General features: G+C 68.9%; 12 protein-coding genes. 4 read left to right on the top strand and 8 right to left on the bottom strand.

What is annotated here, in order from left to right; genetic code table 11:
* Positions 1 to 18: 18 nt before the first annotated feature.
* The 5 genes from JQ639_RS29325 to JQ639_RS29305 form a co-directional block, all read right to left on the bottom strand.
* On the bottom strand, positions 19 to 1,119 hold the full coding sequence (locus JQ639_RS29325; RefSeq protein ID WP_211963008.1) for a serine hydrolase domain-containing protein: 1,101 nt from the start codon (positions 1,117 to 1,119) through the stop codon (positions 19 to 21).
* Positions 1,120 to 1,288: 169 nt separating this feature from the next.
* Positions 1,289 to 1,726, bottom strand: a complete 438-nt coding sequence (locus JQ639_RS29320) for a hypothetical protein (RefSeq protein WP_211963006.1) — start codon at positions 1,724 to 1,726, stop codon at positions 1,289 to 1,291.
* 82 nt (positions 1,727 to 1,808) lie between these two features.
* Positions 1,809 to 2,249: an NIPSNAP family protein gene (locus tag JQ639_RS29315; RefSeq protein ID WP_249122842.1), complete on the bottom strand. Its 441-nt coding sequence runs from the start codon at positions 2,247 to 2,249 to the stop codon at positions 1,809 to 1,811.
* Between the two features lie 69 nt (positions 2,250 to 2,318).
* A complete protein-coding gene (locus JQ639_RS29310; protein ID WP_211963004.1) occupies positions 2,319 to 3,251 on the bottom strand; it encodes a LysR family transcriptional regulator in 933 nt (310 codons plus the stop codon).
* A 90-nt stretch (positions 3,252 to 3,341) separates the two neighbouring features.
* Positions 3,342 to 3,803 carry a nuclear transport factor 2 family protein gene (locus JQ639_RS29305; RefSeq protein ID WP_211963002.1) on the bottom strand — a complete coding sequence of 154 codons (462 nt, stop codon included), beginning with the start codon at positions 3,801 to 3,803 and terminating at the stop codon, positions 3,342 to 3,344.
* A gap of 297 nt (positions 3,804 to 4,100) precedes the next feature.
* Between JQ639_RS29305 and JQ639_RS29300 the strand changes: the two genes are divergently transcribed.
* Positions 4,101 to 4,358, top strand: coding sequence for a DUF6894 family protein (locus tag JQ639_RS29300; RefSeq protein ID WP_211963000.1), 258 nt, complete (start codon positions 4,101 to 4,103; stop codon positions 4,356 to 4,358).
* A gap of 358 nt (positions 4,359 to 4,716) precedes the next feature.
* Entirely contained in the window at positions 4,717 to 5,898 is a 1,182-nt protein-coding gene (locus JQ639_RS29295; protein ID WP_211962998.1) for an MFS transporter, read from the top strand.
* Positions 5,899 to 5,946: 48 nt separating this feature from the next.
* Here JQ639_RS29295 and JQ639_RS29290 read toward each other — a convergent pair whose 3' ends face one another.
* The 3 genes from JQ639_RS29290 to soxR form a co-directional block, all read right to left on the bottom strand.
* Complete coding sequence (locus JQ639_RS29290) at positions 5,947 to 6,378, bottom strand: BA14K family protein (protein WP_211964947.1); 432 nt, start codon at positions 6,376 to 6,378, stop codon at positions 5,947 to 5,949.
* Between the two features lie 122 nt (positions 6,379 to 6,500).
* Complete coding sequence (locus tag JQ639_RS29285) at positions 6,501 to 7,136, bottom strand: invasion associated locus B family protein (protein ID WP_211962997.1); 636 nt, start codon at positions 7,134 to 7,136, stop codon at positions 6,501 to 6,503.
* Between the two features lie 133 nt (positions 7,137 to 7,269).
* Complete coding sequence (soxR, locus tag JQ639_RS29280; protein WP_211962995.1) at positions 7,270 to 7,758, bottom strand: redox-sensitive transcriptional activator SoxR; 489 nt, start codon at positions 7,756 to 7,758, stop codon at positions 7,270 to 7,272.
* Positions 7,759 to 7,927: 169 nt separating this feature from the next.
* Here soxR and JQ639_RS29275 point away from each other — a divergent pair, with 169 nt between their 5' ends.
* The gene (locus tag JQ639_RS29275; RefSeq protein WP_211962994.1) at positions 7,928 to 9,037 is read left to right on the top strand and encodes an efflux RND transporter periplasmic adaptor subunit; all 1,110 of its coding nucleotides are present in this window, start codon (positions 7,928 to 7,930) and stop codon (positions 9,035 to 9,037) included.
* A 12-nt stretch (positions 9,038 to 9,049) separates the two neighbouring features.
* Positions 9,050 to 12,136, top strand: coding sequence for an efflux RND transporter permease subunit (locus tag JQ639_RS29270; protein WP_211962992.1), 3,087 nt, complete (start codon positions 9,050 to 9,052; stop codon positions 12,134 to 12,136).
* Positions 12,137 to 12,197 lie beyond the last annotated feature (61 nt).

Here is a 12,197-nt window from a genome sequence, read left to right as displayed (position 1 = left end):
CGACGCAACCATCCGCCATCAGGCGGAAGCGACGAGCGGCAGCACGACCCCCGTGAGCACCGTCATCGCGACGCGGCTCTGCTCCGCGCCGCTCTTGCGGTAGTTGCCGCAGGTGATGCCGACCACGAGATCGAGATCCGGCATCACGAACAGCCGCTGGCCGCCCCAGCCGATGCCACCGGTCCAGTGATGCGGCTGCGTCTGGCCCTGCGCCGCGATATCGCCCATGTACCAGTGATAGCCATAGCTGCGGGACGGACTGATGACGACGGACGGTGTCGTAATCGTCTTGACCCAGGCCTCGGGCACCAGCCGCCGGCCCTGCCAGTCGCCGCCCGCGAGCACCAGCTGGCCGATCCGAAGCATGTCGCGCGGCAGCAGCCGCAGGCCCGACGCCGCGATCGGCGTGCCGTCGCGCCCCGGCGTCCACACCACCGGACCAAACCCCATCGGCGCGAACAGCCGCTGGCGCGCATAGTCGAGCAGCGGCATGCCGGTGCCGCGCGCGATCAGGTGGCCGAGCAGCGCGGTTGCCCCGCCGCAATAGAGCCAGGTGCGGCCGGGCTCGGCGGTGATCGGCAGCGACAGGATGTAGCGATAGCGATCCGGCGCGTCGTCCATGGCGTTCTCGCTGTTGCGGGGATCGCCGTAGGGAATGGTCAGTTCATCCCACTGCAACCCCAGCGTCATGCTCAGCACATGGGCGACGGTGATGCGGTCGCGGCCGGGCTGCGCCGCAAGATCGGCGTATTGCGAAAACTGGTCGTAGAGCCTGGCCTCGGGCGGCGGCACCTTGCCGTCGGCGAGCGCGATGCCATAGAGCAGCCCGACCACGCCCTTGGAGACCGAGCGCAGATCGTGCGGCACATCGGGCCCGAACACCACCGTGCCGAGGTCGCGCCCGGTACGATCCTGATCCTCGCCCGGTTGATAGTGCTCAAGAATGAGTCTGCCATGCTGCGACACCAGCACGGAATGAAGCCCGGACAATGTTTCGCGGTCAGCGACCAGCGCGAGCCGCCGCTCGAAATCCGCCGCAGCCGGCGCCGCGACGCCGCGCTGTCCCGATGCGGCCAGCGCCGTCATCCCACCGAGAAACGTCCGACGATCGATGCGCATGACGCCATCCGCAGGCCGGCACGATGGCGCGCGGCATCCGCCAGCCCTGCGCCCGGCGCGCCGGACTATGGCACCGCGCTGTGCGGTTGAGAAGACGCGCCCGACAGTACACGCCAAGGGATACGGCGACATCGGCGCGGCACACGACGGCCGCGGCGGCGCGCCCGGCTCAGTGCCGGGGCGGCGTGCCGTGGCGGCAGATCTTGACTGCGTCCGGCGGCGCGAGTCGATCGAACAGCCGCGCGAGCTGCGCTCCGTCCATGGCGTCGTTGGGCACCTCGCGCGCCAGCGGCACCGGCAGACGCAATCGCCCGCCACCGGGCACGCGCGTGACCAGAATGCGCCAGGTCATGCCAAGCGGCGGCGCGCCCAGCGGTTCGCGGGACTCGAACGGCACGAGATCGCGCAGGCGATGGACGCGGGTCGGATTCTTCGCGAACCAGACATGGTCGAGTTCGGCACCGACGTCGGCACAGACATCGGGATGGGCGCCGGGATCGGCGCCGGCCACCGCATCCGCATCGAGGGCGGGCGCTGCGGTGCCGGCCGTGGGCGCCGCAGCATCCGTCGGTTCGACGGCGCCGCCGGCGCGGTTCGGGTCTTTCATGTCAGCGGCCTCCTCAACTCAGCAGACCACATTGCAAGATGTGGGTCCGACCGAGGGGGCCGTCAACTGCGCGCCGCGCAGATCAGAGCGGCGGCGAGTAGTCGGTCGGATGCAGCACGCGATCCTGGATGCCGCCAACCATGGCGCCGCCCGCAGCCGTGCGCTCCTTGATCGCGATCCACTCGCCGTCGGCCATGAAATCGGCCCAGCGCGCCTTGAGCGTCGCCTCGTCGGGCCATTGCAGCAGGTAGACGAACTCCGTGCGCGCGTCGGCACGCGCCTCCCACATCGCGACAATGTGAAAGCCGTGGCGCGCCATGATGCGCGCCGCATGATCGCGGAAGCGGGCGTGGAACGCCGCCTTGTTGTGCTCGAAGATCTCGTAGATGCGAAGCTGATGAACCATGGGAGCGAAAGCCGTGTCGTTGGCCGCCGCCGCAACGCGCGCGCGGACAAGCTGCGCCAGCCCGATCAGGACGGGCGCGAGAGCACGACGGGTGAAGACGGCGTGGCAGGGCGGCATGGGTGAACGTGTCCGGGGGCGTGATCCCGGACGCGAAGCTCGCGCGGCTGCCGCCGTCTGTAAAATACCTTATGCGATCGCCAGTGAGACCTTCAGCGTCTCACCGGCGACGACCTGGCGCGCGACCGCGAGAAAGGCCTCGCGCACCGGCGAGGCACGCGCCGCCATCCACGCCGCGACCGTGTCGACATGGCTGACGCTGCGCGGCGCATCGACCGCGAGCGGCCGGAACGCGACGCCGTCGCGGCGCGCCTGGCGCAGCGAGGCCGGCACCAGCGCGACGCCGAGGCCGCCGGCGACGAGGCCGACGATGGTCGGCATCTGCCGCGCCTCCTGCACGATGCGGGGCGAGAAGCCGGCATGGCGGCACAGGCCGACGACCTGATCATGAAAGCCGACGCCCTTGTGGCGCGGCCAGAACACGAACCCCTCGCCCGCAAGGTGCGCCAGCGGCACCGTGCGCAGCCGCGCCAGCGGATGATCGTCCGGCAGCGCCGCCACGATCGGCTCCTGCGCGAGGCGCTCGAACGCAAGGCCCGGCGTCGGCACGCCCGGCCAGCGCATCAGGCCGAGATCGGCGACGCCCTCGCGCAGCGCCTCGACCTGCTCCAGGCTCGTCGCCTCCTGCAGCACCAGCGTGACATCCGGCGACTGCTCACGGAAGCTGCGCAGCAGCACGGGCAGCAGATCGTAGTTGGCGGAATCGACGAACGCCACGGCGAGACGGCCGGCGACGCCCGCGGCGACGCGGCGGGCATGGTCCGCGCCCTCGCTGAGCTGCGCCAGCGTCCGCCGCGCGGTGTCGAGGAACGCGACGCCCGCCGGCGTCAGCGCGACATCGCGGCGGCTGCGCACGAACAGGCGCACCCGCAGTTCGTCCTCGAGCCGGCGGATCGCCTGGCTGAGCGGCGGCTGCGCCATGTTGAGGCGCTGCGCGGCGCGATGGAAATGCAGTTCCTCGGCGACGGCGATGAACTGCCGGAGCAAACGGGTTTCGATCATGCCGGCAATGTAGGACGCACGGCCGGCAAGTCCAGCGCCGGCCGCCGCTGCCGTCGCGGCTCGGAACGCAGCGGTTCAGAACGCCGCGGCTCAGAACATCGTGTTGGTGTTGGCCGCGGTCTCCGGCACGTCCTGGCGCACGTCCCAGTGCTCGACGATCTTGCCATTGTCGAGGCGGAAGATGTCGACGATCGCGGTTCCGCGCGTGCCGGGCTCGCGCACGGCATGGACATGCAGGATGACATAGTCGCCGTCGGCGAACACGCGCTTGATCTCGCTGTGCGAGTTCGGGAACTTGCTGCGCAGCATCTCGACGAAGGTCTTGAAGCCGGCGATGCCGTCCGGCGCACCGGGATTGTGCTGGATGTACTGCGCGCCGAAATATTTCGCGGCGGCGTCGAAGTCCTTCTGGTTGAGGCCCTTCTCGTAGAATTCGACCACGGCTTTCTTGTTGGCCTCGAGCTGCGCCGCGTCGGCCGCGCGTGCGGGCGCGACGGCGGCCTGGCCGGCGAACAGGGCGAGAGCGGCGGCAATGATGAGCGTGCGCGTCATGGTGATCTCCTGCAGAGCCGTTGCCGGCGACAGCGTGCGCGGATGGCCACCGCTCACGAAGTTGTTGCTTGCGACGCCGCCCCGCGGACGTCAAGACAGGGCGAAGAAACCAGGTAAGCGCCGGGTAATCGCGTCATCACCACCGTTCGTTGCCAATTGCGACAACGCGCGGCCTTGCGACCCCGACGCGCGAAACGTTACTTCGACCCTCAAAGCCGGACATCACGACGGCGCGCCCGCGCGAGCGGGTGGAATCAGCCCCGTCACCCCGCCGTCGCGATCGGAGCACAAGGAACCATGCCGAAGTTCTTCTTCAACACCCGGATCGGCGCCGACATCGTCCGCGATCCCGAAGGCCTCGTGCTGCGTGACGCCGATCAGGCCTGGGAGGTGGCGCGGACCACCATCCGCGAACTGCTTCATGGCGAGGGCCAGCCGCGCCATCTGCTCGCCGCCTCGCTCGAGGTCACCGACGACGACGGCCGCCTCGTGCTGGAATTTCCGTTCTCCGAAGCCCTGTTCGATCCGTCCGCCGACAGCACGGTCAAGCACTGACGCCCGCGGCCGCGGCGCAACCCTTTATTCACCATCCCCACAATCGGCGCCGGATGGCGTTCGGCCGTCCGCGTTCATCGAGGCCGGCACAACCATCTCCCGCGCGGGCGCCAACCCGCCGCAGGCGGGGCGTTCTGGCGAGCCGTGGAGAAAAATTTCCCTTAACGTTCATGACGGGCGGTCAATAGCAAGAACTGGCCATGGCCGAATCCGCCGCCATGAACGACGAGAGACGACCCTCTCTGCAACCTGCGGATGGCGCTTGGCTTGAAAAACGCCGCCGAGTTGTGTTTGGTTTATCCCATCAACGCCTGCTTCCGCTGATCGTCGAGGCATCATGCTCCGAACGCGCTGGACTATGCTCGCTGTGCTCTTCATCGCGCGCACGGCGATGGCCCTGCAATTCCAAACGGTCGGATCGAGTGCACCTCTCCTCGTCGGCGGCCTCGGCTTCTCCTATGCGGATATCGGCACGCTGATCGGTCTCTATCTGCTGCCGGGCGTGTTCATCGCGCTGCCCGGCGGCCTGCTCGGCCAGCGCTTCGGCATCAATGTCGTGCTCGGCGGCCTGGTGCTGATGGTGGTCGGCGGCGTGATCACCGCCGTCGGCACGTCCTTTGCCATGCTGGCGTTCGGCCGCCTCGTCAGCGGCGTCGGCGCGGTGCTGCTCAACGTGCTGCTGACCAAGCTGGTCGCCGACTGGTTCGTCGACCGCAGCGTCACCACCGCCCTCGCCCTGCTGGTGACGAGCTGGCCGCTCGGCATCGGCGCCGGCCTCGCCGGCGGCCATGTCATCGCCACCGCGTTCGGCTGGCCGGTGCTGATGTACGCCGCCGCCGCGTTCGCGCTCGCGAGCCTACTGCTGGTGGTTGCGGTCTACCGCGCGCCGCCGCAAGCCGAAACGGCGCCGGCCGCGACGCTGCGGCCACGCCTGAACGGTTATGAGCTGACGATGGCGCTGATCTCCGGCGCGATCTGGGCGGTCTACAATGTCGGCTTCATCGTGCTGATCAGCTTCGCGCCGGAATTCTTCGCCGCGCGCGGCTATAGCCTCGGGCAGGCGAGCGGCCTCGTCAGCCTGCTGGGCTGGTTCCTGGTGCCGATGATCGTGGTCGGCGGCGTGCTCACCGCCCGCACCGGCCGCCCCAACCTGCTGATGGCCGGCGGCTTCATCATCGCCGCGATCACCGCCGCGGCGCTGCCGGTCGCAACCCTGCCGGCGCTGCTGTTCGTCATCATCGCCATTGCCGCGGGCCTGCCCGCCGGGCCGATCATGACGCTGCCGGTCGAGGTGCTGCGGCCGGAGAACCGCGCCGTCGGCATGGGCATCTTCTTCAGCTGCTACTATGGCGGCATGGCCGTGCTGCCGGCCTTCGCCGGCTCGCTGCGCGATTTCAGCGGCACCACCACCGCCCCGGTGCTGTTCGCCGCAGCGATGATGCTGGTCGGGCTGTCGCTGCTGGTGATCTTCCGCAACCTGCAGCGCGCTGACGGCGCCACGGCAGCGCCTTCGGTGCTGGCGGAGCGGATGAAGGGCTGAGCGCGGCCGCCGCGCGGCATCGCCGCGCGACCGCCGATTGCACGGCCGTTACGGGCAAGGATGCCGGCGGCCGTCGTTGCCGAGATATGTGCCGCTCTCCGGATCGTACGAGCGGAAGCGGCGCATGCAGTACTCCTCGGCGCCGGATGGCGGCGGCGGCGCACCATAATAGGCCGGTCCCGGCGCGTAATAGCCCGGCGGATAGCCGTACGGGCCGTAGCCATAGCCATACGGCGCGGCGAGCGCGCCGCCGATCAGCGCGCCGGCAATGATGCCTCCGGCGACCGGCGCGCCCCATCCCCAACCGCCATGCCCCCAGCCGCGACCGCGCCAATAGACGTGCTCGACGAGATCCGACGACGCAGCCGACAGCGCCGGATGGCCGGCCATCACCGGCGTCGCCGACGCCGGGCTCAGCGGTGCGATGAGGCTTCCCGCCGTCAATGCTGCGGCTGCGAAACGTCTCGACCGGGTCCACATGTTCATGCGCGATGCTCCATGCCTGCTATGCCCCTCCAGCGGCATTGGTAGCCAAATCGGCGCAAGCTGTCAGATCAAACTTTGCTCACCGATCGCGCGCGAGCGCTTGTTTCTCGGTATTTCTACTCAGCGGCGCAAGCGATGCGATTGCGCTCGGCATGTGCTTTCGCCAGCCTTTGCGCATGCTTCCGCTGTCGCGGCGTCAGCTCGATCTGCCCGAGAGGCGCCTGTGGCGGTTCAGCCTTGTCGTACGCGACCGCAAAGCCGTCGAGCGGAAACACGAGACGCGAGGCATGTCCGCCCGCGTCTTCGCTCTCGACACTCAGCACGTGGCCTTTGCGCAGCCGGACGACATCGTCCGCGGTCAGCTCCGAGCGCCCGCTGCACGTGCCCGCGCGACATCCGGGGTTGGCGATGTCGGACATGTTCGCCCCGTCGACGAGGACACGCATGCGCCGAAGAGGCGTCTTGCGCGCGGCGATCATGAGCGCGAGCTGGCGCGTCATGCCATTATCCAGCCGCTCACCGACCATGACGACCCCGCCCGACGGAATGCACGCGCCCGATGCGTCAATCGTAACCCAGCAGTTCGCGCCCCCCTCGCGATCGGCGAAGCATGTCTTCTGCCAAGGACCATAAGCGAGCGATGGCTCGGCGACGGCGGACGACAATGCAACAAGGGCCAGCGACGCAACAGCAGCCAATATACGCGCCACGGGCTTCAACGGAGCTCCAACGACGCCCTGCATTGCGCGCATGAACATGCCTCCATGCCCCGCTTCGAACCAACGACATCAATGGCAGACAACGACGGAGCGCGCCGACACTATGGCGGCCTGCGGCGCATGGCCAGCGCTCATCGCGAACCGCAGCGGAGTACCGTCAGTGGCGTTACGCCGGCTCCTTCACTTTGCGCGCCTTGAGCAGGATGCGCGGGCCCGCGCCTTCGGCAGCAAGACGGTCGTCCGGGTTACGCAACGGGCAATCTTTCAGCGACAGGCAGCCGCAGCCGATGCAGCCGTTGAGCTGGTCGCGCAGCTGCGTCAGCGCCTCGATGCGCGCGGCCAGCGTCGCCGCCCACGCCGTCATCGCCTTCGCCCAGTCGCGCGCGCTCGGCGTGCGGTCGAGCGGGATCGCGGCGAAGGCGGCCTTGACGTCGGCGAGCGGGATGCCGGCGCGCTGGGCGATGCGGATGATCGCGACCTTGCGCAGGATGCCACGGTCGTAGCGGCGCTGGTTGCCGCTCGTGCGCCGGCTCGTGATCAGCCCCTTGGACTCGTAGAAGTGCAGCGTCGACACCGCGACCCCGCTGCGCATCGCCACCTCGCCGACCGACAATTCGCGCGCCGGCTTCCTGGATACATTACAATCCCGTGTCATGGCCCATCCTCGGAACTGGCTTGACCTCAACCATCGTTGAGGTTCTATATCTCCTGTCGGCTTGTGTTGCGCAAGCTCTCCGCTCGCGCGGAGACCCGTGAAATCGTTCAACGGCGCCGGATCGTGCGAGCCGCTTGTCGCGGCCGGCGGGCGCCCGACCGGAGCCGACATGCTATCCGTCCTGCCTCATCCCCGCTCGCCGCTGCGCCGGCTGTTTCCCTATGCCATGACGCTGACGCTGCTCACCGGCGTGTTCGGCGCGGTGTTCGCCTGGCGCATGGGCCGCGACAGCGGCCACGCCGGCTACGCGAGGCCGCCGACGCCGGTCGCCGCCATGGTGATCAGGCCGGAGACGCTGCCGCAATCGGTCGAGGCGATCGGCGCGCTGCAGGCGGTGCGCCAGGTCACCCTCGCCCCCGAGGTCGCCGGCCGCGTCGTCGCGATCCATTTCGAGGCCGGCATCACCGTCGCCGAAGGCGCGCCGCTGGTGCAGCTCTACGACGCGCCGCAGCGCGCCGACCGCGCCGCCGCGCTTTCGCGCAACCGCTTCGCCGAGCTGCAGAGCAGCCGCTCGCGCGGGCTCGCGCCATCCGGCTTCGTCAGCCAGGAGGTGCTGCAGCAGCGCGAGGAGGAATTGAACCAGGCCAAGGCCGCGATCGCCCAGCTCGATGCCCAGATCGCCCAGCGCGTCATCCGCGCGCCATTCGCCGGCGAGATCGGGCTGCGCCGCGTCAACCTCGGGCAGTATGTCAATGCCGGCGACGCGCTGGCAACGCTGACTGCGCTCGACACGCTCTATGTCAACTTCAGCGTGCCGCAGCAGGAGCTGTCGAGGCTGCATGTCGGCGGCGCCGTTGCCGTACGCACCGATGCCTATCCCGACCGCACGTTCGACGCAAAGATCAACGCCATCGAGCCGGTCGTCGCCGCGGATACCCGCAACGTCGCGGTGCAGGCGACCTTCGCCAACCCCGACCGCCTGCTGCGCCCCGGCCTCTATGTCACCGCCAATGTCGAGCTGGCGCCGCGCCCCGACGCCATCGTGGTGCCGGCGACCGCGATCCAGACCGGTGCGTCCGGCGAGAGCGCGCTCCTCGTGCGCGACGGCAAGGCCGTCGCGGTGCCGATCGTCACCGGCCAGCGCGTCGGCGAGCGCATCGTGGTCGAGCGCGGCCTCAAGGCCGGCGACACCATCGTCACCGCCGGCCAGTTGCGCGTGCAGCCGGGCGGCGCCGTGCAGGTCGCCGACGCGGCCCCCGCCGCGCAGTCCGCGCGCTGAGGATCGCCGGCCATGGCCTTCACCGACCTGTTCATCCGCCGGCCGATCCTGTCGACCGTCGTCAGCCTGCTCATCCTGCTGGTGGGCGGCAGCGCGCTGGTGCTGCTGCCGGTGCGGCAGTATCCCAATCTCGAGAGCGCCACCATCGTCATCGACACTGCCTTCCCCGGCGCGACGCAGGAGGTAATGCAGGGCTTCGTCACGACGCCGATCGCCCAGTCGATCGCCACCGCCAACGGCATCGCCTACCTGACGTCGAGCTCGACGCAGGGCAAGAGCCAGATCAAGGCCAAGCTGGTGCTCAACGCCAACGCCGACCGCGCCATGACCGAGGTGCTCGCCAAGGTGCAGCAGGTCAAGTACCGCCTGCCCGCCGGCGTGTTCGATCCCGTCATCAGCAAGATCACCGACGGCGCCTCGGCGGTGCAGTACATCGCCTTCACCAGCGACACGCTGTCGATCCCGCAGATCACGGACTACGCCACGCGCGTGGCGCAGCCGCTGTTCACCTCGATCCCCGGCGTCGCCTCGGCCGACCTGTTCGGCGCCCAGGCGCTGGCGATGCGGGTGTGGATCGATCCGGTCAAGCTCGCCGCCCGCGGCATGACCGCCGGCGACATCGCCGCGGCGCTGCGCGCCAACAACGTTCAGGCCGCGCCCGGCCAGCTCAAGGGCGAGCGCACCGTCACCAACATCACCGCGACCACCGACGTCACCGACATCGAGGGCTTCCGCCGCATGGTGGTGAAGACCGGCACAGAAGGCCTCGTGCGCCTGAGCGATATCGCCACCGTCGAGATCGGCGGCCAGAACTACGACATGAGCGCCCGCGACAACGGCCGCCCGACCGTCTACATCGGCCTGCAGCCGACGCCGGACGGCAATCCGCTGGAGATCGTCAAGGCCTCGAACGCGCTGATCAAGACCATCCAGGCGTCGGCCCCTCCCGGCCTCGAGGTCACTCCCGGCTTCGACATCACCCATTTCGTCAATGCTTCGATCGCCGAGGTCCAGCACACGCTCATCGAAGCCATCGCCATCGTCATCGTGGTGATCCTGCTGTTCCTGGGCTCGTTCCGCGCCGTGGTCATCCCGGTGGTGACGATTCCGCTGTCGCTGGTCGGCTCGGCGGCGCTGATGCTGGCGTTCGGCTTCTCGATCAACCTGCTGACGCTGCTCGCCATGGTGCTGGCGATCGGCCTCGTGGTCGACGACGCCATCGTGGTGGTGGAGAATATCCATCGTCACATCGAGGAAGGCCTGTCGCCGCTCCAGGCCGCACTCGTCGGCGCGCGCGAGATCGTGGGCCCGGTGATCGCCATGACCATCACGCTGGCGGCTGTGTACGCGCCGATCGGCATGATGGGCGGCCTCACCGGCTCGCTGTTCCGCGAGTTCGCCTTTACGCTGGCCGGCTCGGTCATCGTCTCCGGCGTCGTCGCCCTGACGCTGTCACCGATGATGAGCTCGCGGCTGCTCAGCGCCGACATCACGTCGGGCCGCTTCGCCCGCGCGGTCGAGCATCGCTTCACGGTGTGGTCGCAGGCCTATGGCCGCGCCCTCGCCGCGACACTCGAGCTGCGCCCGCTGGTGCTGACGGTGGCGGTCGTAGTGATGGGCGCCATCGTCGTGCTGTTCCTCGGCAGCAAGCGCGAGCTGGCGCCGCAGGAGGACCAGGGCTTCGTGTTCACCGCGGCACGCGCGCCGCAATACGCCAACATCGACTACACCTCGTCGTACACCGCCGACATCATCCGCATCTACAAGAGCCTGCCGGAGTACGAGAACAGCTTCTTCATCAACGGCACGGACGGCCAGAACAACGCCTTCGGCGGCGTCATGCTGACCGACTGGACCAGGCGCACGCGCAGCGCCACCGACATCCAGAACCAGCTCTATGGCGCGGCGGGCGGCGTGCTCGGCACCTCGGTGACGCCATTCCAGCCGGCGGCGCTGCCGGCCTCGACCGGCGGCCTGCCATTCCAGATGGTGCTGCGCTCGCCGGCCGACTTCAGCGTGATCTACAGCGATCTCGAGGCGCTCAAGCGCGCCGCGTGGCAAAGTGGACTGTTCGTGTTCGTCGACAGCGACCTCGCCTTCGACAGCCCGGCGGCGCAGATCCGCATCGACCAGGCCAAGGCCGGCGAGGTCGGCCTGACCATGCAGGCGATCGCCGATACGCTCGCGGTGCTGGTCGGCGAGAACTACGTCAACCGCTTCAATTTCTTCGAGCGCTCCTACGACGTCATCCCGCAGGTGCGCCGGCAGGACCGCCTCACGCCCGACAGCCTCGGCCGCTTCCAGGTGCGCGCCCGCTCCGGCGAGATGATCCCGCTGTCCACGGTGGTCAAGGTCGACGTCCGGCCGCAGGCGAACCGATTGCCGCAATTCAACCAGATGAATTCGGCGACGCTGTCGGCGGTGCTCAAGCCCGGCGTCACCATGGGCCAGGCGGTCGCCTTCATGAAGGCGCAGCAGCTCTCCCCCGGCATCACCATCGACTGGCTGTCGGACAGCCGCCAGTTCGTCGAGGAAGGCAATCGGCTGACCGTGTCGTTCGGCCTCGCGCTGATCGTGATCTTCCTGGTGCTCGCGGCGCAGTTCGAGAGCTTTCGCGATCCGCTGGTGATCCTGGTCACGGTGCCGCTCGCGGTGTGCGGCGCGCTGCTGCCGCTCTATCTCGGTTTCACCACGCTCAACATCTACACCCAGATCGGTCTCGTCACCCTGATCGGCCTGATCTCCAAGCACGGCATCCTGATGGTGTCGTTCGCCAACGAGATCCAGCACCACGAAGGGTTGGATCGCGCCGCCGCGATCCGCAAGGCCGCGATGGTGCGGATGCGGCCGGTGCTGATGACGACGGCAGCGATGGTCGCCGGCCTCGTGCCGCTGCTGTTCGCCGACGGCGCCGGCGCGGCCAGCCGCTTCGCCATCGGCATCGTGGTGGTGATGGGCATGCTGATCGGCACGCTGTTCACGCTGTTCGTGCTGCCGACCTTCTACGTCCTGCTCGCCAGGGACCATCGCACGCATGAGCGCGACCACACCGGCGTTCCCTCCGCCAATGTGGTGCGCATTCCCCAGCATGCGTCGTGATCCCCGGCCGACGCCGCGGGGACGGAGGGACCACGCTCCGTCCCCGCCTGGCGTTGACGCA

Origin of the sequence: Bradyrhizobium sp. U87765 SZCCT0048, assembly GCF_018131225.1 — a bacterium.
Taxonomy (GTDB): Bacteria; Pseudomonadota; Alphaproteobacteria; order Rhizobiales; family Xanthobacteraceae; genus Bradyrhizobium_A.
Note: the sequence above shows the minus strand (reverse complement) of the source record. Positions and strands in the feature narration are given on the sequence as shown.

Coding starts and splice junctions, on each gene's coding strand:
- JQ639_RS29325 (WP_211963008.1), bottom strand. CDS start 1,119: ATGCGCATCGATCGTCGGACGTTTCTCGGTGGGATGACGGCGCTGGCC.
- JQ639_RS29320 (WP_211963006.1), bottom strand. CDS start 1,726: ATGAAAGACCCGAACCGCGCCGGCGGCGCCGTCGAACCGACGGATGCT.
- JQ639_RS29315 (WP_249122842.1), bottom strand. CDS start 2,249: ATGCCGCCCTGCCACGCCGTCTTCACCCGTCGTGCTCTCGCGCCCGTC.
- JQ639_RS29310 (WP_211963004.1), bottom strand. CDS start 3,251: ATGATCGAAACCCGTTTGCTCCGGCAGTTCATCGCCGTCGCCGAGGAA.
- JQ639_RS29305 (WP_211963002.1), bottom strand. CDS start 3,803: ATGACGCGCACGCTCATCATTGCCGCCGCTCTCGCCCTGTTCGCCGGC.
- JQ639_RS29300 (WP_211963000.1), top strand. CDS start 4,101: ATGCCGAAGTTCTTCTTCAACACCCGGATCGGCGCCGACATCGTCCGC.
- JQ639_RS29295 (WP_211962998.1), top strand. CDS start 4,717: ATGCTCGCTGTGCTCTTCATCGCGCGCACGGCGATGGCCCTGCAATTC.
- JQ639_RS29290 (WP_211964947.1), bottom strand. CDS start 6,378: ATGTGGACCCGGTCGAGACGTTTCGCAGCCGCAGCATTGACGGCGGGA.
- JQ639_RS29285 (WP_211962997.1), bottom strand. CDS start 7,136: ATGCGCGCAATGCAGGGCGTCGTTGGAGCTCCGTTGAAGCCCGTGGCG.
- soxR (WP_211962995.1), bottom strand. CDS start 7,758: ATGACACGGGATTGTAATGTATCCAGGAAGCCGGCGCGCGAATTGTCG.
- JQ639_RS29275 (WP_211962994.1), top strand. CDS start 7,928: ATGCTATCCGTCCTGCCTCATCCCCGCTCGCCGCTGCGCCGGCTGTTT.
- JQ639_RS29270 (WP_211962992.1), top strand. CDS start 9,050: ATGGCCTTCACCGACCTGTTCATCCGCCGGCCGATCCTGTCGACCGTC.